Source organism: Sphingomonas sp. AC435 (assembly GCF_979253005.1).
In genome coordinates this window covers 161909-181188 of record NZ_CEEDCJ010000003.1, presented here as the reverse complement: position 1 = coordinate 181188, position 19280 = coordinate 161909, and the positions used below count along the sequence as shown (strand labels likewise).

19 protein-coding genes and 1 other RNA gene are annotated in these 19280 nt (G+C 68.4%); 10 read left to right on the top strand and 10 right to left on the bottom strand.

Annotation, left to right across the window (positions count from 1 at the left end; translation table 11 throughout):
- Positions 1–102: 102 nt before the first annotated feature.
- Positions 103–470: a transfer-messenger RNA gene (gene ssrA, locus AC0CH8_RS07215) on the bottom strand.
- 62 nt (positions 471–532) lie between these two features.
- Between ssrA and AC0CH8_RS07210 the strand changes: the two genes are divergently transcribed.
- Both AC0CH8_RS07210 and AC0CH8_RS07205 read left to right on the top strand, forming a co-directional pair.
- A complete protein-coding gene (locus AC0CH8_RS07210; protein WP_204199526.1) occupies positions 533–964 on the top strand; it encodes an RrF2 family transcriptional regulator in 432 nt (143 codons plus the stop codon).
- A gap of 323 nt (positions 965–1287) precedes the next feature.
- Positions 1288–1926 carry a hypothetical protein gene (locus tag AC0CH8_RS07205; RefSeq protein WP_465239293.1) on the top strand — a complete coding sequence of 213 codons (639 nt, stop codon included), beginning with the start codon at positions 1288–1290 and terminating at the stop codon, positions 1924–1926.
- Positions 1927–2160: 234 nt separating this feature from the next.
- On the opposite strand, the gene mscL is transcribed toward AC0CH8_RS07205, so the two are convergent.
- Positions 2161–2592 carry a large conductance mechanosensitive channel protein MscL gene (gene mscL / locus AC0CH8_RS07200; RefSeq protein WP_211534548.1) on the bottom strand — a complete coding sequence of 144 codons (432 nt, stop codon included), beginning with the start codon at positions 2590–2592 and terminating at the stop codon, positions 2161–2163.
- A gap of 113 nt (positions 2593–2705) precedes the next feature.
- On the opposite strand from mscL, the gene AC0CH8_RS07195 reads away from it, so the two are divergent.
- From AC0CH8_RS07195 to AC0CH8_RS07180, 4 genes are read left to right on the top strand one after another with little or no spacing between them, the layout of a single operon-like run.
- Positions 2706–3293 carry a LemA family protein gene (locus tag AC0CH8_RS07195; protein ID WP_465239292.1) on the top strand — a complete coding sequence of 196 codons (588 nt, stop codon included), beginning with the start codon at positions 2706–2708 and terminating at the stop codon, positions 3291–3293.
- A gap of 18 nt (positions 3294–3311) precedes the next feature.
- Positions 3312–4175, top strand: coding sequence for a TPM domain-containing protein (locus tag AC0CH8_RS07190; protein WP_465239291.1), 864 nt, complete (start codon positions 3312–3314; stop codon positions 4173–4175).
- Positions 4175–4846 carry a TPM domain-containing protein gene (locus tag AC0CH8_RS07185; protein ID WP_465239290.1) on the top strand — a complete coding sequence of 224 codons (672 nt, stop codon included), beginning with the start codon at positions 4175–4177 and terminating at the stop codon, positions 4844–4846. The genes AC0CH8_RS07190 and AC0CH8_RS07185 overlap by 1 nt, the downstream gene beginning before the upstream one ends.
- Positions 4843–5349, top strand: coding sequence for an NUDIX hydrolase (locus tag AC0CH8_RS07180; RefSeq protein WP_465239289.1), 507 nt, complete (start codon positions 4843–4845; stop codon positions 5347–5349). Before AC0CH8_RS07185 ends, AC0CH8_RS07180 begins: the two co-directional genes overlap by 4 nt.
- A 301-nt stretch (positions 5350–5650) precedes the next feature.
- Here AC0CH8_RS07180 and AC0CH8_RS07175 read toward each other — a convergent pair whose 3' ends face one another.
- The 3 genes from AC0CH8_RS07175 to AC0CH8_RS07165 all read right to left on the bottom strand — a co-directional run bounded on the left by AC0CH8_RS07175 (position 5651) and on the right by AC0CH8_RS07165 (position 9294).
- On the bottom strand, positions 5651–5932 hold the full coding sequence (locus tag AC0CH8_RS07175; protein ID WP_465239288.1) for an ETC complex I subunit: 282 nt from the start codon (positions 5930–5932) through the stop codon (positions 5651–5653).
- 9 nt (positions 5933–5941) lie between these two features.
- On the bottom strand, positions 5942–8425 hold the full coding sequence (gene hrpB / locus AC0CH8_RS07170; RefSeq protein ID WP_465239287.1) for an ATP-dependent helicase HrpB: 2484 nt from the start codon (positions 8423–8425) through the stop codon (positions 5942–5944).
- A gap of 89 nt (positions 8426–8514) precedes the next feature.
- A complete protein-coding gene (locus AC0CH8_RS07165) occupies positions 8515–9294 on the bottom strand; it encodes a PEPxxWA-CTERM sorting domain-containing protein (protein WP_465239286.1) in 780 nt (259 codons plus the stop codon).
- Positions 9295–9448: 154 nt separating this feature from the next.
- On the opposite strand from AC0CH8_RS07165, the gene AC0CH8_RS07160 reads away from it, so the two are divergent.
- On the top strand, positions 9449–9793 hold the full coding sequence (locus AC0CH8_RS07160; protein ID WP_465239285.1) for a hypothetical protein: 345 nt from the start codon (positions 9449–9451) through the stop codon (positions 9791–9793).
- 84 nt (positions 9794–9877) lie between these two features.
- On the opposite strand, the gene AC0CH8_RS07155 is transcribed toward AC0CH8_RS07160, so the two are convergent.
- A complete protein-coding gene (locus tag AC0CH8_RS07155) occupies positions 9878–10891 on the bottom strand; it encodes a polyprenyl synthetase family protein (RefSeq protein ID WP_204199537.1) in 1014 nt (337 codons plus the stop codon).
- Positions 10892–10992: 101 nt separating this feature from the next.
- Here AC0CH8_RS07155 and AC0CH8_RS07150 point away from each other — a divergent pair, with 101 nt between their 5' ends.
- Positions 10993–11271: a chorismate mutase gene (locus AC0CH8_RS07150; protein WP_204199538.1), complete on the top strand. Its 279-nt coding sequence runs from the start codon at positions 10993–10995 to the stop codon at positions 11269–11271.
- Positions 11268–11933, top strand: coding sequence for a dTMP kinase (locus AC0CH8_RS07145; RefSeq protein WP_465239284.1), 666 nt, complete (start codon positions 11268–11270; stop codon positions 11931–11933). The genes AC0CH8_RS07150 and AC0CH8_RS07145 overlap by 4 nt, the downstream gene beginning before the upstream one ends.
- Before the next feature lie 22 nt (positions 11934–11955).
- Here AC0CH8_RS07145 and AC0CH8_RS07140 read toward each other — a convergent pair whose 3' ends face one another.
- On the bottom strand, positions 11956–14148 hold the full coding sequence (locus tag AC0CH8_RS07140) for a diguanylate cyclase (protein ID WP_465239283.1): 2193 nt from the start codon (positions 14146–14148) through the stop codon (positions 11956–11958).
- A gap of 111 nt (positions 14149–14259) precedes the next feature.
- Here AC0CH8_RS07140 and AC0CH8_RS07135 point away from each other — a divergent pair, with 111 nt between their 5' ends.
- On the top strand, positions 14260–15141 hold the full coding sequence (locus AC0CH8_RS07135; protein ID WP_465239282.1) for an alpha/beta hydrolase: 882 nt from the start codon (positions 14260–14262) through the stop codon (positions 15139–15141).
- Here AC0CH8_RS07135 and araD1 read toward each other — a convergent pair.
- The 3 genes from araD1 to AC0CH8_RS07120 all read right to left on the bottom strand — a co-directional run bounded on the left by araD1 (position 15122) and on the right by AC0CH8_RS07120 (position 19217).
- On the bottom strand, positions 15122–16114 hold the full coding sequence (araD1, locus tag AC0CH8_RS07130) for an AraD1 family protein (RefSeq protein ID WP_465239281.1): 993 nt from the start codon (positions 16112–16114) through the stop codon (positions 15122–15124). The two genes, AC0CH8_RS07135 and araD1, sit on opposite strands and share 20 nt — an antisense overlap.
- Before the next feature lie 152 nt (positions 16115–16266).
- Positions 16267–17811 carry an aldehyde dehydrogenase (NADP(+)) gene (locus AC0CH8_RS07125; protein WP_465239280.1) on the bottom strand — a complete coding sequence of 515 codons (1545 nt, stop codon included), beginning with the start codon at positions 17809–17811 and terminating at the stop codon, positions 16267–16269.
- Positions 17812–17894: 83 nt separating this feature from the next.
- A complete protein-coding gene (locus tag AC0CH8_RS07120; RefSeq protein ID WP_465239279.1) occupies positions 17895–19217 on the bottom strand; it encodes a sugar MFS transporter in 1323 nt (440 codons plus the stop codon).
- Positions 19218–19280 lie beyond the last annotated feature (63 nt).

Here is a 19280-nt window from a genome sequence, read left to right as displayed (position 1 = left end):
GCAAAAGCTCATCGTCGACCGGCCCCAGCGCGAGCGGGTCGCAAGCCCGGTAGCAAAAGGGGGAAGTGGGGAGCTTCTGTTGCCCGGTGCTCCCCGTACCGCTGGATTCCCCTTCTGTTGCCCGGTGGGGTCCAACCGCGCTATTTTGGAGTAACCTTAGGCCGTGAGGCCCTCAGTTACGCCGCAATCGCGAGTGCTTCGTTATCGTTGGCACTTGTGTAATGGGCCGTTACGGTGGTCCCATTCCGAGCGAAGAGCAGCGTTTTTCAACACACGTCGATCCTAGTTCGGCCCCGTCAGTTACGCCGTCCCGCCACCCGCCGAAACGGTTTGCAGATCGGCGTAAATGGTGGAGCCGCCGGGTACCGCCCCCGGGTCCGCTGCATCTATTGCGCGCCGCCTTTTATCGCTATAGCCGGGTAAACCCGGCAGCCACGGATGTAGGTAGTCGCGCGCATCGACGCAACGTCTTTCACGACATCGGGTCCGGGGCCTTCCGCTTGCCACAATGCGGGTCCATAGCGGACCGATCATGTTGACCCAGCGTTCCCGTTATGCTCTGCGCGCCATGCTGTTTCTGGCACGCGCGCCGGCCCAGAGCCCGCCCATTCCGATGACCCGGATCGCGGCGGAGGCGAACGTCCCGCGCAAGTTTCTGGAGCTGATCTTCGCCGACCTGCGCGATGCCGGACTGGTGCACAGCCACCGCGGCAAGCTCGGCGGCTATTGCCTGTCCCGCCCGTCGCACCTGATCTCGCTCGGCGACATCATTCGCGTGATCGAAGGACCGCTGGCGCTGGTCCCCTGCGTCAGCCGCACCGCCTATCGTCGCTGTGCAGACTGCGCCGACGAAGCCGCCTGCGCAATCCGTCACGCGATGATGCGCGTCCGCGACGAAACCGCTCGCATCCTCGACGGCACCAGCCTCGCCGACGCCACCGCCGAGGACCTGGTTGCGGCGTAAGCCGGATGCCGATCCCGGCCTGTCATGCCTGCGCGAACCCATTCCGGAACGTCATGGCAGCACCGGCGCGCGCAGGCGAGCGCGGATAGCGGTGTCTGAACGGACGTCGGCGCTATGGCGCACCGATCGACCGTCGCTCACCCTCCGGATTTCGAAATTACGACCCGTCGCGATCAAGACCCTGTAACTACTTCACAAACAAATTTTGCGCCCGACCGATCGCTGTTCTAGCTCCGGTCAAGATCAGGATCGATCTGCGTGGAATATTGACTCGCGTTCGATGCTGACGGATTGTCCCCGCAATTGTCAGGGGGAGAATCAAGATGACCGTCGACCGATTGGTGTTCATCCCGTTCAAAAGGGATCAGGCCGGTGATTTCATCGCGGAAACTAAGAAGGCGGAGGCACTCGGCGCCAGCACTCATCACGGGCGCAAGTTCGCGCTCGTATGCTATGACGACCCTGGCAAACCCTTGGCGAGTCTCGGATTTTCTCCGATGACACGGGTCATGATCGCCGGTCACGGGTTGGCGGGACGGCCGTACGTCAGCAACTCGGCGGGTTACGGGCAGAAGGAATATCTGCCGTACAATGTCGTCGTCGACAGGTTGATCGAGAAGGGCCTGCCGAAGCGCTATCTCGGCGCGATCTCCTGCGACGTGTGCTACAGTTCCATCAAGAACGACAACAATCCTGCCTTTGCCGATCTCGTCGCCCGCTACCTTCACAAGAAGGGATATCGGCTTGCCCACACGATTGGGTATCTCGGTCCGTTGGGAGCGGTGCCGGAGAAGATAAGCGACAAGCACAAGTTCCTGCACCGCGTCGTTGATCTGATGAAGGACGGAGTCGAAGTAACGGTGAAATCCACCGATGCGAAGGAGCGTTTTCTGGGTGCCCGGTCGATCCCGCGGCATCTCGAGAATCTCGCGGCTGTCGCGAACACGTGCCCGGCCTATTGATCGACCGCCTACGATCGACAGACGACATCTGCGCCTGATCCGGGATGCTTGTTCGAAAGCATTCCGGCCGCGCATTCGTGCGACGCGTTTCGCACCGTCAGAACGTGGGAGCGCGTGCCATCCGCTCGAACCGTTCGTGTCGAGCCCTGGCGAAGCACGCGCGCCTTGCCGCCGATCACGCCGATCGGCTCCCGTTCGCGCAGTGATGGGAGCCGACAGGTGGGCAGCGAAGCCTCAGACGCGCGGCCGCGCCTTCAGCTCGTCGCGGATTTCGCGCAGCAGCGTCACGTCGGCCGGTTCCGCCGTCGCGGGAGCTTCGGGTTTCGGCAGCAGCTTGCTGACCGATCGCACGATCAGGAAGATGATGAAGGCGACGATGATGAAATTCACCGCCTGGGTCACGAACTCGCCATATCCGAGCAGCGGCACGCCCGCCTTCTTCAGGGCGGCATAGTCGCTCGACCCCTGCAAAGCGGCCGGCACCGGTCCCATCGTCAGGAAGTAGCTGGAGAAATCCAGTCCACCGAACAGCTTGCCGATGATCGGCATCAGCACGTCCTCGGTCAGCGAGGTCACGATCTTGCTGAACGCCGCGCCGATGATGACCGCGACGGCCAGGTCCAGCACGTTACCGCGCGCGATGAACGCCTTGAATTCCTTGAGCATCATCGGCCCCTTTCGCCGTCGTTGATCCTTGCGCGAGGGTAACCCCCGTTTTCCCCTTCGCCAAGCGGCACGAGTGTCCTATATCCATAGGACAGACAGCAGGAGCTTCACGCATGTCCCGTCGTTCGATCACCGTTCTCATCGGCGCTTCGGCCCTGTTGGCCGGGTGCGGCATCAACTCGGTGCCGACCGCGGAGGAGAATGCGAAGGCGCGCTGGGCCGATGTGCAGAACCAGTATCAGCGTCGCGCCGACCTGATCCCCAACCTCGTCTCGACCGTGCGTGCCGCGGGTGCGCAGGAGAAGGACATCCTGACCCAGGTGACGCAGGCGCGCGCCTCCGCCAGTCAGATCCGCGTCGCGCCGGACCAGCTGACCGACCCTGCCAAGGTTCAGGCGTATCAGCAGGCGCAGGCCGGGCTGACGCTGTCGTTGCAGCGCCTTCAGGAGGCCTATCCGGAGCTGAAGTCGCAGGGCAACTACACCACGCTGATGAGCCAGCTGGAGGGGACGGAGAATCGCATCACCATCGCCCGCACCGATTACAACCAGGCGGTGCAGGCGTATAACACCCGCATCCGCACCTTCCCGGACGCGGTCGGCGCGCGCATCTTCTACGGTGCCAAGCCGCTGACGCCGTTCGCGGCGACCACGCCCGGCGCGGAGCAGGCGCCGGCGGTGAACTTCGGTAACGCCAGTTAATCGGGCCAGCTGAGCGTCATGATGCGCTGGATCGCCGCGCTGCTCCTGCTGATGACGGCAGGAGCCGCGCAGGCGCAGACCTTCCCGAAATTTACCGGCTATGTGGTCGACGCCGCCAATGTGCTGTCTCCGGAGACGGAGGCGGTGCTGACGACAAAGCTGGAGGCATTGCAGAAGGATACGAAGCGCCAGGTCGTGGTCGCGACGGTGTCCGATACGCAAGGGTACCCGCTGGACGAATACGGGTATCGGCTCGGCCGCAATTGGGGCGTCGGCCTGCGTGACGTCAACAACGGCGCGGTGCTGTTCGCCGCGCCGAACAACCCCGGCGGGCAGCGCGGTCCGCGACTGGAAGTCGGCACGGGACTCGAGCCGATCCTGACCGACGCGTTCAGCAGCGTCATGATCCAGCAGCAGATGATGCCCAAGCTGCGCGCGGGCGACGACATCAACTCGGCGATGATCGCCGGTGTCGACGCGATCGACAAGCAATTGCGCGCCTCGCCCGAGGAAGCGCAGGCGCGCACCGACGCGGCGATCAAGGAGTTCGACCGCACGCACAAGACGCAGCGCCGCAACAACGGCGGCGGCATCCCGATCGGGCTGATCTTCTGGCTGGTCGTGCTCGGCTTCGTCATCCTGCCCGCGATCGTCGGACGCAAGCACGGTCGCGGCCGACGCTTCAGCAACGATGGCGGCGCCCTGCCCATCGTCCTGTGGTCGATCGCGAACGAGATCGGCCGATCGGGGCAAAGCGGCGGCGGCTTCGGCGGTGGTTGGGGTGGCGGCTCGTCGGATGGCGGTGGCGGCTGGGGCGATGGCGGCTTCTCCGGCGGCGGTGGCGGCGGCTTCAGCGGCGGCGGCGCTTCGGGGGATTGGTGATGCAGTTGAGCGAAGCGGATCGCACCCGCGTCACCCAGGCCGTCACGGCGGCGGAACTCCAGACCGATGGCGAGATCGTCACGATCGTCGCGCGCCAGTCGGACGCGTACCACGATGTCGGCCTGCACTGGGCGGTGCTGACGATGCTGCTCGCGCTGGCCTTGCTGGCGAGCGTACCGGGGCTGCCCGACTGGCTGCACGCGCTGGTCGCCGATCCGTGGAGCGGACCGGCGACGCCCGCCGCGCTCTACACGATCGCGCTGGTGGTGGTGACGGCGGCGTTCCTGATCGGCCGTTACGTCTTCGCGCTGCCCGCGTTGCGCATGGCGCTGACCCCCGGCGCGACCAAGGCGCGGCGGGTCCGCGCCCGGGCGATGACGCTGTTCCGCACCGCCGCCGAACAGCGCACCCGCGGTCGCACCGGCGTGCTCCTGTACCTGTCGCTGGCGGAGCACCGGGCGGAGATCGTCGCCGATGCCGCGATCCACAGCCGCGTTGCGCCCGAACGCTGGGGCGAGGCGATGGCGGCCTTGGTCCTCGCGGTGAAAGACGGTCGCCCAGGCGACGGCATGGCCGCTGCCGTGACGCAGATCGGCACCGTGCTCGCGGAGCATTTTCCGCGCTCCGATAACGACACCAACGAATTGCCGGACCGGGTGATCGAGCTATGAAGACCGTCGTTTGGGAAGGCCGCTTCCTCACCGTGGTGACGGAGGGGACGTGGGAATATGCCGAGCGCAGGGGCCAGATCGCCGCGGCGGTGATCGTCGCCATCGATGGCGAAAACCGGCTGGTGCTGGTCGAACAGCACCGCATCCCGGTCGGCAGGCGCACGATCGAACTACCCGCCGGTCTGATCGGCGACGAAGAGGCCGGCGAGTCGGTCGCGACCGGCGCCCGCCGCGAACTGGAGGAGGAAACCGGCTTTCGCGCCGATTCCGTCGAGGAACTGGGGCTGTTCTACTCGTCGCCCGGCATGACCTCCGAATGCTTCACGATCGTCCGCGCGACCGGCCTGACCCGCGTCGGCGAAGGTGGCGGCGATGCGCAGGAGGACATCACCGTGCATCTGGTGCCCGTCGAGGACGTACCCGCCTTCATCAGCCTGAAGCGCTCGGAGGGGTTGGGGATCGACGCCAAGATCCTGCTGTTGCTGGACGCAGCGACGATGTGAGAGCTCCCGCCTGCGCGGGAACACAGGCCGTCACCAGAGCCCTCCGACGGCGGCAGACGCCCAATCTCGGCAACGCCACCAAGATTCCACGCGTCGGAGGCGACTGGATTCCGGCCCTTGCCGGGGCGGCACATCGGGGCCGCAAGCACCGCCGGCAAACCGCTGTCCTACAACCCGGCACCAGCGTAAACCGCGAACACGAGCCGCTCTTTGGACATGCATAAAAACGAACGCAGCCCTGCGCGAAACACCGCGTTGGACTAACCTTAGCCTAACCTTCCGACCCAGCGACGGGCTCGATTCAGCGGAAATTATCCGCGTAAGCCTGCAACTTCAGCGTCTTCTGCGGCGCGGGGATCACGACTGACTCATGCCCCTCCCGCTCGCACCACGCGACGGCGGCCTCGGCGGTGGGAAAGAACAGGCGGAGCTGTTCGCGCGTGTCGCCGCTGCCCGCCCAGCCGGTCAGGGGGTCGGGATGCTTCGCCTCGGAGGGCTCGAATTCGAGTTGCCAGAGGTCGGTGCGCGCCTTGCCGGACTGCATCGCGTTCTTGGGGCGCTGGAATATGCGAGCAATAGCCATATGCCTCCCCTAGCCGGATCGCGCGCGCCGTGCATCCGCATTTTTCGTCCGCAGCGTCGCGCTCGCCGCGGCCGGATCGTCGGGCCAGGGGTGACGGGGATAGCGTCCGCGCATCTCCCGCGCGACATCGGCCCAACTGCCCGCCCAGAAGCCCGGCAGGTCGCGCGTGGTCTGGATCGGGCGACCCGCAGGGGAGGTCAGCGACAGCACCAGCGGCACCCGCGCCTCGCCGATCACCGGATGCTCGGCCAGCCCGAACAGCGCCTGCGGACGCAACTCGACGCGCGGCCCACCCTCCGCCGCATAGTCGATCGCATGCGTGCTGCCCGCCGGGCTGGTGAAATCGGCGGGTGCAAGCCGGTCCAGCCGCTTCAGATCGTCCCACCCGATCAGCCCGCGCAGCGCGTCGGTCAGATCGCCCGGCGGGATCGCATCCAGCCGACGCCGGCCGGCCAGCAGCGGTACCAGCCACTCCTCCGCCCGATCGAGCAGCTCGGCATCGCCGAGCGCCAGCCCGGCGTACTCGGCCCGCCGCCGCAGCGCCTCCGCCGCCCGGCTCCACGGCAACAACGCCAGCCCATGCGTCCGCACCCCCTCCAGCAGCGCCGCGGCGATCGCCGCCGGATCGGCATTAGCGTCCGGCCCGGATTGCAGGCGCAGGCTGCCCAGCCGCCGCTCGTGCAGCGCCTGCACCCCGCCCGTTGTCGGGTCGAACGTCACCGTCCGCCGCCGCTCGATCCGGTCGGCGAACAGCGCTTCGATCGTCGCAAGGTCGATCGCCGCCGCCGCCAGAATGCGCGCGCCGGACGCCGCCCCTTGCGTCTCCGCCACCGCGAGCCACTCGGCCGACGCCAGCGACGATGTCGGATCCAGCCGGAAACCGCGCCCCCCGGCGGACGCCCAGAACTCCCCCGACGCATCCCGCCGCCGCGCGACCCGGTCCGGAAAGGCGATCGCGATGCAGGTGGCGACGTCCTCCGCCGATCGGTCCCCCCTCGTTTTCGGCGGGGCGGTGCCGCCGCGCACCGGATCGCTGGATCGCGCCCACCGCACCGCCAGCTTGCGCGACGCCTCCGCCTTGGGCCCACGTTCGGATCGCCAGCGTCGCCGCCTAACCTCCAGATCGGGATCGTTCCCGCCCAGCCCCCGCTCCGACAGCAGCACCGCGACCTCCGCCGCCACCTCCGCCAGTCCGCGTTCGCTCGCCCGGACCAGCATGTGCGCCAGCCGCGGCGACATCGGCATCGCCGCGATCGCGCGGCCATGCGGCGTCGGCCGGCCATCCTCGTCCAGCGCCTCCAGCAGCGTCAGGCGGGCACGCGCCTCCGCCACCGCCGCCTCGGGCGGCGGGTCGAGCCAAGCCAGTGCACGCGGATCGGAGACGCCCCAGATCGCGGTCGCGAGCAGCAGCGCCGACAGGTCCGCCTCGACGATCTCCGGCGGGTCGAACCGCGGCAGGCCCGCCGTCGCCGCCTCCTCCCACAACCGGTAGGCGACGCCCGGCCCCTGCCGCGCCGCACGGCCAGCACGCTGCGTCGCGGCGGCCTGGCTGGCGCGCTCGGTGACGAGGCGGGTCATGCCGGCCGCACGGTCGTAGCGCGGTCGCCGCGCCAGCCCGGCGTCGACGACCACGCGAATGCCGTCGAGCGTCAGGCTGGTCTCCGCGATCGAGGTGGCGAGCACCACCTTGCGCTCCGCCGAAGGCCGGATCGCGACGCGCTGTTCGGCCGGGTCGAGGCTGCCGTGCAACCGGTGCAGCATCGTGCCCGCCGGCAACCGGTCGAGCCGCTCCGCCACCCGCTCGATCTCGGCGACGCCGGGCAGGAACGCGAGCACCCCGCCCTCGTCCGTCGCCAAGGCCTGGCGAACGGCGGCGGCGACCTCGTCCTCGATCCGCTTCGCTCCGTCGCGCCCGAGGTAGCGCAGGGCCAACGGATAGCTGCGGCCCTCGCTCTCGATCACCGGCGCGGGTTGGCCCTCTGCGCCCATCAACGCCGCGAACCGCGCGCCGTCGAGCGTCGCGGACATCGCCACCAGCCGCAGGTCGGGCCGCAGCCCTGCCTGCGCATCCAGTGCAAGCGCCAATCCGAAGTCGCCGTCGAGGCTGCGTTCGTGAACCTCGTCGAACAGCACCGCGGCGATGCCGGCAAGTTCAGGATCGGCCTGTATCCGCGCAACGAAGATGCCCTCGGTCACGACGGTGACGCGCGTCGCGGCGGAGCCTTTGCTGTCGAGCCGCGTGGCGTAGCCGAAGGTGCGGCCGACCGGCTCCTCCGCCAGCGCGGCCATGCGTTCGGCCGCCGCCCGCGCTGCCAGCCGCCGCGGCGACAGCAACAGCACCTCGCCGTCGCACCAGTCCTCCCTCAGCAGGGCCGGTGCGACGGCGGTGGTCTTGCCCGCTCCCGGCGGCGCGACGAGCACCGCGTTCGGCGCTTGCCGCAACGCCATAAGCAGGTCCGGCAACACCGCTTCGATCGGCAGGCGCTCGCTCATACGAGCGTCGCCGGCGACGGGTCGAACGGAGGAAGCAGCGGGCCGGTCATCGGCGCCCCATGCCACAGCCGGGGCGCCTTAGGACAGGGTCAGGCGATCGCGACGGTCACCTTCCGACGACGGACGCGGGCGGCACCGCCGACGGCACCGATGCCGACGATCATCATGCCCCATGTGGCGGGCTCCGGCACCGCGCCGGCGACCTCGAAGTTGTACGTCGTGCTACCGCCGACCGTGTACAGCGTCACGTTGTCGGCAAAGGCGTGATACGCACCGGCACCGCCGCCCGAGCCGACGCTGATCGCCGCCACGAACGAGCCGGCGGCATACCGCTGCGCCCAGTCGGCGACGGTCCGGCCATTATTCTCGTTCCCCGCACCGACATAGAAGGAGTCGGTCAGTGTCGAGCTGTACCAGGTGTTCGGCACCGTCTGCGGCCCGTAGGCGCCGTTATACGCACCCTCCCAGATGATCTCGCGGCGGACGCCCGCACCCGCATCCCAGATGTGGAGGCGCAGCGCCGGGGTGTAATCCGGGTTGTAGGGGTTCACGGAGTCGCCGGCGATCCGCCAGTCGAAGGTCAGGCCGGTGACCTGATCGAGAGCGATCAGCGGCGTCGTCTGCGCGTTGGGATAGATGTTGCCGATCGCGAAGCGCGTCCGGGGGCCGGTCAGCTCCAGCGAACCGTTGCCGGACCGCGGTGCGGTATCGGTGATGCCGGCGGTCGCGTTATCGCGCAGTTCGCCCGGCAGGTTCCGCCACGCAGTGTCGGTCGGCAGTACCTTTACCTCGCCGGCAAAAGCCGGAACGGACAAGGCAGTGGTGGCGATAAAGGCGGCGCGCACGGCAGCGCGAGCAAAATGCTTCATGATCTCAGATATCCCCCGAATCCGCCGCCCCGATGGTCGGCGTTGACAGTTTCGTAACCATGAAGGATTTTCGAGAGAAGCGCTAAAGATAGTAAATTCATAAGCTTCTCAATTTGGTACAGATTACGGGATCGGCGACCTGTCCTGCGATCGATTGTATTTCGATGCGGCGCCCTCCAAGGATGGGCTTTATCTATGGGAAGTCGGCGCGATGGGCATTCTGGACGGCATCATGGGACAGATTCCCGGCGGCTTCGACGCGGAGTCGCTGGCGGCCCGGGTCGGGCTGACGCCGGATCAGGTGGGTGCAGCGCTGGCAGCGCTCGGCATCGCACAGGCCCACCCCGGCGACACCGCGGCGGAGGCGGCAGATTCGTCCGGCTTGCCGATCGAACCGCTCCGTGCGCTTCTGGAGCAGATCGGCGGCGAGGAGGTGCTGGCGAAGATTGGCGGGTTCGGCGGACTGGCTGGCGGATTGGGCGGCCTGTTCGGGCGCTGATCTCCGTCATGCCGCGGGTGTGAGGTACAGGCACCCCGCCTGAGCTTCGACGGCAATGGGTCGCTCGCGCGAACGACCCGACGTTCAGTAGGCCCGCGCCACCGCGAACTCGACCGCTTCGATCATCGCGTCCTTCGCCTGTCCGTCCGCGAAGCCGGCGATCGCGTCGATCGCGCGCCGGCCATAGTGGCGCGCACGGGCGATCGTGTCGTCGACTGCGCGGGTGCGGCGGACGAGGTCGATCGCGTGCGCGAAATCCTCGTCCGAGTCGCGGCGTCCCTCGATGGCGTCCTTCCAGAACTTGCGATCCTCGGCGTCGCCGCGCGCATGCGCCAGGATGACGGGCAGCGTCATCTTGCCCTCGCGGAAGTCGTCGCCGGCATCCTTGCCCATCGTACCGGCGTCCGACACGTAATCGATCGCGTCGTCGACCAGCTGGAACGCAATGCCCAGATTGCGGCCATAGGCGTCCAGCGCCATTTCGTCGCGATCCGATCGCTCGGCGACGACGGCGGAGATGCGACACGCGGCGGCGAACAAGGCGGCCGTCTTCGCACCGATGATGTCGAGATAGCGGTCCTCGCCCAAATCGACGCGGCGGGCGGCGGTCAACTGGTTGACCTCGCCCTCCGCGATCACAGCGCTCGCGTTGGACAGGATCTTCAGCACTTTCAGGCTGCCATCCTCGACCATCAGTTCGAAGCTGCGGCTGAACAGGAAATCGCCGACCAGCACGCTGGCGGGGTTGCCCCAGATGATGTTGGCGGTGCGCTTGCCCCGGCGCAGGTCCGATCCGTCGACCACGTCGTCGTGCAGCAGCGTCGCGGTGTGGATGAACTCCACCGCCGCCGCCAGCCGGTGGTGACGATTGCCGGTGTAGCCGATCAGCCGCGCGCTCGCGAGCGTCAGCATCGGCCGCATCCGCTTGCCACCGCCCGCGATCAGGTGACCGGCGAGTTCGGGGATCAGCGGGATCTCGGACTGCATCCGGTCGAGGATCACGGCGTTGACGCTGTTCATGTCGCCGGTGACGAGACGGACCATCGGGTCGAGCGAAGGCTGCGGTCGTGAACCGAGGCGGTGGATCGTGGCGGTCATCGGACCGGCACCCTCTACGGTAACCGCCGGGTGACGCAAGCCTTGCCGGGCTTGTGATACGATCCATGACGCCGCATTGAGCGCGAAACAGGGGGCACCGGATGACGGACGACGTGTTGCAGGGTTATCGGAAGTCGATCGACAACATCGACGCGGCGCTGGTCCACCTGCTCGCCGAGCGGTTCAAGGTGACGCAGGCGGTCGGCCGCTACAAGGCGACGACGGGGCTGCCCCCCGCCGACCCTGGCCGCGAGGAGCGGCAGGTCGCGCGCCTGCGGCATCTGGCCGAAGAGGCGGAGCTCGATCCCGAGTTCACCGAGAAGTTCCTGCGCTTCATCATCGACGAGGTCATCCGCCACCACGCCCGGATGCAGGCGTGACCGGGTTCCTGCTGGCGATCGAGGGTGGCGACGGCGCGGGCAAGGCGACGACCGCGGCGGAGGTCGCCGCGCAGCTCAACGCCGCCGGCCGCACCGCCACCGTCCTGTCCTTCCCACGCTACGGTGCGACGATCGGCGGCCATGTGCTGGGGGAGTTGTTGGGTAGCCGCCTGCCGCATGCAGCTTCTCCGAAAGCGGCGGCGGTGCTGTATGCGCTCGACCGGCTGGAATCCGCGGACGCGATCCACGGCGCGGCGGCATCGCACGACGTGGTGGTGTTCGACCGCTATATCGCGTCGAACATGGCGTATCAGGCCGCGCAGGGGCCCGCCGACGACGCCGCCGACCTGATGCGCTGGATCGCGGCGCTGGAAACGGAGCAGTTCGCCCTGCCTGCTCCCGACCTGTCGGTATATCTCGACACGCCCGTCGACGTCGCCCACGGCCTGATCCTGCGCAAGCGAAAGCGCAGCTACACCGACGAGGCGCTGGACGCGTACGAAGCCGATGGCGGGTTGCAGGTCCGCGTGCGCGCCAATTACGCGACGATGGCGGCGGAGGGGCTGCTCGGCCATTGGGCGACCGTGCCGACGCTGGCGGACGGCCGGTTGCGCACGCCGAGCGACATCGCAGCGGAAATCGTGACGCTGATCGCGAACTGATCCGCCAGCCGAACAGGGGCGCTCAGGCCGCCAGCCGCGCCGCGTTCCGCCCCGCGGCTTTCGCCCGGTACAGTGCCCGGTCGGCGTCGCCCAGCAAGCTCGCCGCGCTGGCATCCTCGCCGAGCAGCGCGACGCCGACGCTGACCGTCACGCGCGGCCCCACCTCGACACCGCCGCCGCTCGCGGCCACCGCCGTACGCAGTTGCTCGGCGATCGCCACCGCGTTGGCGGCGGGCGCACCGGGCAGCAGCACCAGGAATTCCTCGCCCCCGAGGCGGCCAACAAGATCAGTCGGTCGCACCGCTTCCTTGGCGACCCGTGCCACGCGGCGCAGGACCGCATCGCCCGCTGCATGGCCGTAACGGTCGTTGACCCCCTTGAAATGATCGATGTCGAAGATCGCGACGGCGAGCGGCAGGCCCGCCGCCCGACTGTCGACGATCGCCTCGTCCAATGCCGCCATCGCCTTGCGCCGGCTCGACACGCCGGTCAGCGCGTCGATGTCGACCAGCCGCAACGCCTGCGCCGCCGCGTCCTCCGCCGCCCGCTTGGCGGCTTCCAGTTCGCGGCCGGCGATCACTTGCAGCGTCACGTCCTGGAAGATGCCGAACAGGCCGATGAACACGCCGTCGGGATCGAACTCCGGCTGCCCGCGCGAGATGATGTGCCGCACCTCGCCACCCGGCCGCACGATCCGCCCCTCGAAATCGAAGCCGACGCGCAGCGCCATCGACTGGCCGACCAGCGACCCGATCCGTGGTCGCTCCTCGGGCAGGTAGAAGCGGATCGCATCCTCCGCCGTCGGCATCTCATTCTCGGCGATGCCGTGAATGCGGAACACCTCCGGCGACCAGAACAGCGTGCCGTCCGCGACACCCAGCCGCCAATGCCCGACACCCGCCGCCCGCTCCGCCAGGGCGAGCAGGCGGTTGGTTTCCTGCATGCGCTTCACGGCCCGGACCGCATCGAGTTCGGCCCGGTGGCGCGCATCGACATCGCGGATCGAGGCAATGACCTCCGCCGGGGTGCCCGGCGCGGCATCGACGATTCGGTACGCCGCCTCCAGCCAGACATAGCTGCCGTCGCGGCGACGGTGACGATAGACGACGAGGCTCGCGTTCGGATCGCCGGTCAGCAGCCGCAGCCAGTTGGCGCGCACCATCTCGCGGTCGTCCGGGTGGATCGGCTCCATCACCGGGGCGGCGATCACTTCCGCCGGGGTCATGTCGAGGATGCGGATGACGGCAGGCGAGATATAGACCGGATGGCCATCGTTGCTGAACCGGACGATGACGTCGCTCGACGTATCCGCCAGCAGCCGGTGCAATCGCTCGCTGTCCGCGCACTGCCGCCCCAACCGGTCGCGCGCGGCGAGCAGCGCCGCCAGCGGCAGCGCGGTGGCGAACAACACGACCAGATAGAATTGCAGGAAGAACGACATCTCGATGCGGCTCTGGAGCATCAGGCCCAGCGGCCCCCTCCCCATGCCTGTCATCAGCGGCGCGACGATGGCGATGATCGCCACGCCGCTCGCGGCACCCACCGGACCGAGGCCGTAGGTCGCCGCCAGCAAGGCGACGAGCGGCAGGAACAGCAACGGGTAGGAATTCTGGGCGAAAACGGCCAGCGTGACCGCCAAAACCATCGTCAACAGCCCGGCGGCTCGACGTGCGGAACCCTGACACACGGCGGCCCGGCTTTGGGGGTTGACCAGCGCGACCATCAACAAGGCCGTCGGCGTGACGATCAACATCCCCAGCGTGACGGTGACGAACCACGATGGCAGGAACAGTTCGCCCGGCTGCCCGGCCGCGATCCAGGCGATCGTCGCGCTCCACAGCGCGGCGATGACCGACGCTGCGGTAAAGGCGAGCACGTCGCGTGGAACGATGAACGATGGTCGGTGGGGGCTCCAGTGGCGCAGCAGCGCGCTGGCCACCAGCGCCTCGGCCATGTTCGCGATCGTGAAACCGATCACGGTCGCGGCCGTCAAGCCGGCCATCGCGTTGGCAATGACGCTGCCGATCGCGGCGAAGCCGAGACACGGCCAGCGCAGGCGAGCGGGAAGGACGATCAGCGCGGCGAACAGGATCCCGCTCGCCGGCCACATCGTGGCGACGCCGTCGGCCCCGTTGGTGAGCGCCAGCGACATCGCCGCCGCCGCCCAGTACAGGATTCCGACACCCAGCGGGGCCAGGATCGTCCGGTGAACCACGTATCCCCCTCGTTCGTAACGCGACTTGGCTAACCCAGGACGGTTAACAAGGCGCTAACCGGCACCGCCGGGGAGCGGGACGACCACGACACCGGAAGTAACAGGGATACAATGATGCGGATCGGACGGACGGCAGTAATCGGATCGATCCTCGGCAGCCTGGCCGCGGCCTGTGCACCGATCCGTATCTTCGACGCGGTCATACCAAAGGACGGCGGCGTCGTGGCGGTCGCGCGCAATGTCGCGTTCGGTGCCGACCCCCGCCAGCGGCTGGACGTCTATGCGCCGCGGGCGGGCTCGGCGTCAGTGCCGGTCGTGGTCTTCCTGTATGGCGGGTCGTGGAATTCGGGGACCAAGGGCGGCTACGGGTTCGTCGGCCGGGCGCTGGCGGCGCGCGGCTTCGTGGTCGTCATTCCCGATTACCGACTGGTGCCGGCGGTGCGCTATCCGATATTCCTCCAGGACAACGCCGCGGCGGTGCACTGGGTGCGCAGCCATGTCGCGGCGCTGGGCGGCGATCCCGACCGACTGGTGCTCGCCGGCCACTCGGCTGGGGCTTACAATGCCGCGATGCTGGCGATCGACCCCCGCTGGCTGGGCAAGGATCGCGCCGCCGTCCGCGGCTGGGTCGGCCTCGCCGGACCTTACGACTTCCTGCCTCTCGACGAGGATGTGACGCGTGAGACGTTCGGCGACGCGCCGGACCTGCCCGCGACACAGCCGGGGGCGCACGTTGCGCCGGGCGACCCGCCCGCGCTGCTGGCTACCGGCGACGACGATACGCTGGTCCGTCCGTCGAACAGCGACACGCTGGCACGGCAACTCACCGCAGCCGGCGTCCCGGTCGAGCGTGTCCGCTATGCCGGCATCGGCCATGCCGGGCTGCTGACGGCGATCGCCCGCCCCTTCCGCCGCCGTGCGCCGGTGCTGGCGGACATGGCGGCGTTCGCGACGCGGGTAACGGCGCCCTCGGTTACAGCGCCCGGACGGTAACCGTCTGCTCCGCGGCGCGCGCCAGCGGGTTGCGGAGCGGCAGCGTAAACGGCACCGCCTCGATCTCGAACACGTCGCCCTCCTGCGTCGTCACACCATCCGCAAAGGACAGAGTCGCGGTGCCGAAGAAATGGACGTGGATGTCGCCCGGCCGCCGGAACAGCGCGTACTTGAAATGATGCGCTTCCAGATTGGCGAGGCTGTGCGACATGTTCGCCTCCCCGGACAGGAACGGCTTCTCCCACAGCGTCGCGCCGTCGCGGACGATCCGGCTGCTGCCCTCGATATGCTGCGGCGGCGTGCCGACCAGCAGTTCGGGGCCGAGCGCCGCCTGACGCAGCTTCGAATGTGCCAGCCACAGGTAATTGTGACGCTCGGTGACGTGATCGCTGAATTCGTTGGCGAGACAAAGGCCTAGCCGGAACGGCGTGCCGTCCTCGCCGATCAGGTAGATGCCCGCCAGTTCGGGCTCCTCGCCCCCATCTTTGGCGAAGGACGGCATCGTCAGCGGCTGGCCCGGCCCGACCAGCCCGGTGCCGTCGCCCTTGTAGAACCACTCCGGCTGCTGCCCGACCTGACCCTCGGCGGGCTTGCCGCCCTCGACGCCCTCCAGGAACATTCGCATCGAGTCGGTCTGCACCGCCGCCTCCGACGCCGCGCGGTGCATCTTGTCGCGCCCCTCGGCCGAACCGAGATGGGTCAGGCCGGTGCCGGTCATCACCAGATGCGCAGCGTCGTCATGATCGATCGGAGAGAGGATGCGACCCGCCGCCAGCTCGGCCGCGACATCGACCGCAGCGCCGCGCCCGCAGGCGTCGATCGCCGTCGAGAGATCGGTCCCCGCCGCGATCGCCTTCGCCGCCAGCCCCCGAACGCTGTCGACGCCGGCCACGAATGCCGCACCGGCATCGTCCGCCACGATCACGCTCCGGGCACCGTCATCACCGCGATGCTGCAAGAGGCGCAGGGTCATGTCTCTCTCCTAAAGTCGGTCGTCTATTTCAGTTCCTCCCCTGCAAGGGGAGGTGGCGCAAAGCGCCGGAGGGGTGTCGACGCTGGCGGTGTCACCCCTCCATCAGCCCTGCGGGCTGCCACCTCCCCTTGCTGGGGAGGACGAAAGGTCCCTCAGTCGGCCGAGCCGGCCACCAGCGTTCCGTCGAGCAGCGTCGGCGCATCGCCCGCGCCACCGTCGCGCAACACCGCCGGCAGCAGCGCGGCACTCAGGTTCTGGTAGCTCACCGGCCGCAGGAAGCGATCGATCGCCAGACTGCCGACCGAGGTCGTGCGCCCGTCCGACGTGGCCGGGAATGGCCCGCCGTGCACCATCGCGTGCGCCACCTCGACGCCGGTCGGCCAACCATTGGCGAGGATGCGGCCCGCCTTGCGTTCCAGCACCGGCACCAGCTTGGCGGCGAAGTCGGTGTCCGCCTCGTCCATGTGGATCGTCGCGGTCAGCTGACCCTCGGCTGCCTTCAGCACCGCGGCGAGTTCGTCGGCATCGCGGCAGCGGACGAGGATGGACGACGCGCCGAATACCTCATGCCCGAGCGCCGCATCGGCGAGGAATGCCTGCGCATCGGTCTGGAAGAACGCCGCCTGACCGCGGGCGACGCCTTCGCCCACCTTGCCGCGCGCGACCGTCTCGACCTTGTCGTGGCTCGACAGGTCCTGAAGCCCGCGCTCGTAGGCGGCGTGGATGCCGCCCGTCAGCATCGTCTGCGGCTCGGCCTGCGTCAGCGCCTCGGCCGCGGCGGACACGAACGCGTCCAGCCCGTCGCCCTCGACTGCCAGCACCAGACCGGGGTTGGTGCAGAACTGGCCTGCGCCCATCGTCAGCGACCCGACAAAGGCGGTGCCCAGCGCCGCGCCACGCGCCGACAGGGCGGCCGGGCACAACACGACCGGATTGATGCTCGACATCTCGGCATAGACGGGGATCGGCACCTCGCGCGCCTGCGCCAGCTTGACGAGCGCGAGCCCGCCGCCACGCGAACCGGTGAAACCGACCGCGGTGATGCGCGGGTCCTGCACCAGCGCCTGACCCAGCTCATTGCCGGGGCCGACGAGGTGACCGAACACCCCCTCGGGCAGGCCGCACGCCTTGACGGCGGCACGGATCGCGCCGGCGACCAGCTCGCCCGTCGCCGGGTGCGCCGGATGACCCTTCACTACCACGGGGCAGCCGGCGGCCAGCGCGGAGGCGGTGTCGCCGCCCGCCGTGGAAAACGCGAGCGGGAAGTTGGACGCGCCGAACACCGCAACGGGACCGAGCGGGATCATCCGCAGGCGCAGGTCGGGGCGGGGCAGCGGCGCACGGTCGGGCATCGCCGGATCGATGCGCAGGCCCATCCAGCCGCCGCGACGGACGACCCCGGCGAACAGCTTGAGCTGGCCGACGGTCCGCCCGCGCTCGCCCTCGATCCGCGGACGCGGCAGGCCGCTCTCGCGACAGGCCGTCTCGATCAGCGTATCGCCGAGCGCGACGATCTCCTCGCCGATCTTCTCCAGGAACGCGGCGCGCGCCTCGTTGTCGATCGAACGATACGTGTCGAACGCCGCTTCGGCTGCGGCGCAGACGGCCTCGACATCCGCTACGCCGTGTGTCGCAAGGGGCTCGCCGGCGGGCTCGCCGGTGGCTGCGGTGATCGAGCGAAAGCCCGTGCGTTCCATCACGTCCATATCGTCATCTGCCTGTGTTTATGATTTAGTCCGACATATGGTAGCGCGCCCGATTCTGCAACCGGGCGGCACCGTCATTCGGCGGCTTCCACGGGCTGCTGGTCCGGCAAGGCATGCGTCGCCTTCGATCCCCACAGCGCGTAGAACAGGATGTAGAGCTCGCACGCCGCGGTCAGCAGGAACGAAGTCTGAAGCCCGTACATATCGGCCAGCTTGCCCTGCACAACCACCAGCGCACCACCGGCGATCGCCATGATGAGCAGGCCCGAACCCTCTTCGGTCAGCGGGCCGAGACCCTTGATGCCGAGCGTGAAGATCGTCGGGAACATGATCGAATGGAACAGCCCGACCGAGATCAGCGCCCACATCGCGACGTGACCGGTCGTGAACACCGACACCAGCATCACGACGAACGCGCCGACCGCGAACACCGCCAGCAGCGTTTCCGCCCGCACCTTCTGCATGATCGCGGAACCGACGAAGCGGCCGACCATCATGCCGCCCCACAGGAACGTCAGGTAGTTGCCCGCCTGCTCGTGCGTCAGGTTGGCGATATTCGGCTGGCTGACGAAATTCACGAACAGGTTGGCGACGCCGATCTCGGCGATCAGGTAGATGAAGATCGCGGGAATGCCGAAGACGAGGTTGCGGTGCTTCCACAGCGAATGGTTCTTGCGATCCGCCTTCGCGGCGCGGCTGGTCGACGATCCCATCGCCGGCAGCGGGAAGCGAGCGATGACCACCGCCAGCACGACCAGCACGATCGCGACCAGCACGTACGGCAGGATGACCGACTGCGCGTCGGCCAGCCGCTGCGCCGGGGTCAGCACGGTGTCCGCCTTGGCCGTGCCGCCGACGGAGCGGCCGAGGATCAGATACGCCCCGAACGAGGGCGCGAGCATCGTGCCGAGCGAGTTCAGCGCCTGCACCAGATTGAGGCGCGACGACGCGGTTTCCGGCGGACCGACGACCGCGACATAGGGGTTGGCCGCGACCTGCAGCAGCGTGATGCCGCTGGCGATCACGAACAGCATGACCAGAGTCACGCCGTAGGACGGGATGCTGGCGGCCAGCACCATGCCGAGCGCACCCGCCGCCATGATCAGCAGGCCGGTGACGAGCGATTTCTGATATCCGATCCGCTCGATCAGCTTCGCCGACGGGATCGACGCGAAGAAATAGGCGATGAACCACACCGATTCGATCAACGTCGTCTGGGTGTAATCCAGATCGAATACGCTGCGCAGATGCGGCAGCAGCGTGTTGTTGATGACCGTGATGAAGCCCCACATGAAGAACAGGCTGGCGAGCAGCGTCAGGGCGGAACGATAGCTTTTGCCGTCGCCGCCCCCGGCGGCGGTCGCGCCGGTTGTCGCAGCGTGGGACGTGGGTGCCATGGCCATGCGGGTGTCTCTCTCCGGATCGGGGGTCCGATCCCGGCCTCCCGTCATCTGGTCTGA

What these genes read in the sequence shown, in the direction of transcription:
- AC0CH8_RS07175 (WP_465239288.1), bottom strand. Translation starts at nt 5,932, where the DNA reads ATGGCTATTGCTCGCATATTCCAGCGCCCCAAGAACGCGATGCAGTCC.
- hrpB (WP_465239287.1), bottom strand. Translation starts at nt 8,425, where the DNA reads ATGAGCGAGCGCCTGCCGATCGAAGCGGTGTTGCCGGACCTGCTTATG.
- AC0CH8_RS07185 (WP_465239290.1), top strand. Translation starts at nt 4,175, where the DNA reads ATGCAGTTGAGCGAAGCGGATCGCACCCGCGTCACCCAGGCCGTCACG.
- AC0CH8_RS07125 (WP_465239280.1), bottom strand. Translation starts at nt 17,811, where the DNA reads ATGGAACGCACGGGCTTTCGCTCGATCACCGCAGCCACCGGCGAGCCC.
- AC0CH8_RS07205 (WP_465239293.1), top strand. Translation starts at nt 1,288, where the DNA reads ATGACCGTCGACCGATTGGTGTTCATCCCGTTCAAAAGGGATCAGGCC.
- AC0CH8_RS07120 (WP_465239279.1), bottom strand. Translation starts at nt 19,217, where the DNA reads ATGGCACCCACGTCCCACGCTGCGACAACCGGCGCGACCGCCGCCGGG.
- AC0CH8_RS07210 (WP_204199526.1), top strand. Translation starts at nt 533, where the DNA reads ATGTTGACCCAGCGTTCCCGTTATGCTCTGCGCGCCATGCTGTTTCTG.
- AC0CH8_RS07180 (WP_465239289.1), top strand. Translation starts at nt 4,843, where the DNA reads ATGAAGACCGTCGTTTGGGAAGGCCGCTTCCTCACCGTGGTGACGGAG.
- AC0CH8_RS07150 (WP_204199538.1), top strand. Translation starts at nt 10,993, where the DNA reads ATGACGGACGACGTGTTGCAGGGTTATCGGAAGTCGATCGACAACATC.
- araD1 (WP_465239281.1), bottom strand. Translation starts at nt 16,114, where the DNA reads ATGACCCTGCGCCTCTTGCAGCATCGCGGTGATGACGGTGCCCGGAGC.
- AC0CH8_RS07155 (WP_204199537.1), bottom strand. Translation starts at nt 10,891, where the DNA reads ATGACCGCCACGATCCACCGCCTCGGTTCACGACCGCAGCCTTCGCTC.
- AC0CH8_RS07190 (WP_465239291.1), top strand. Translation starts at nt 3,312, where the DNA reads ATGATGCGCTGGATCGCCGCGCTGCTCCTGCTGATGACGGCAGGAGCC.
- AC0CH8_RS07165 (WP_465239286.1), bottom strand. Translation starts at nt 9,294, where the DNA reads ATGAAGCATTTTGCTCGCGCTGCCGTGCGCGCCGCCTTTATCGCCACC.
- mscL (WP_211534548.1), bottom strand. Translation starts at nt 2,592, where the DNA reads ATGCTCAAGGAATTCAAGGCGTTCATCGCGCGCGGTAACGTGCTGGAC.
- AC0CH8_RS07195 (WP_465239292.1), top strand. Translation starts at nt 2,706, where the DNA reads ATGTCCCGTCGTTCGATCACCGTTCTCATCGGCGCTTCGGCCCTGTTG.
- AC0CH8_RS07135 (WP_465239282.1), top strand. Translation starts at nt 14,260, where the DNA reads ATGATGCGGATCGGACGGACGGCAGTAATCGGATCGATCCTCGGCAGC.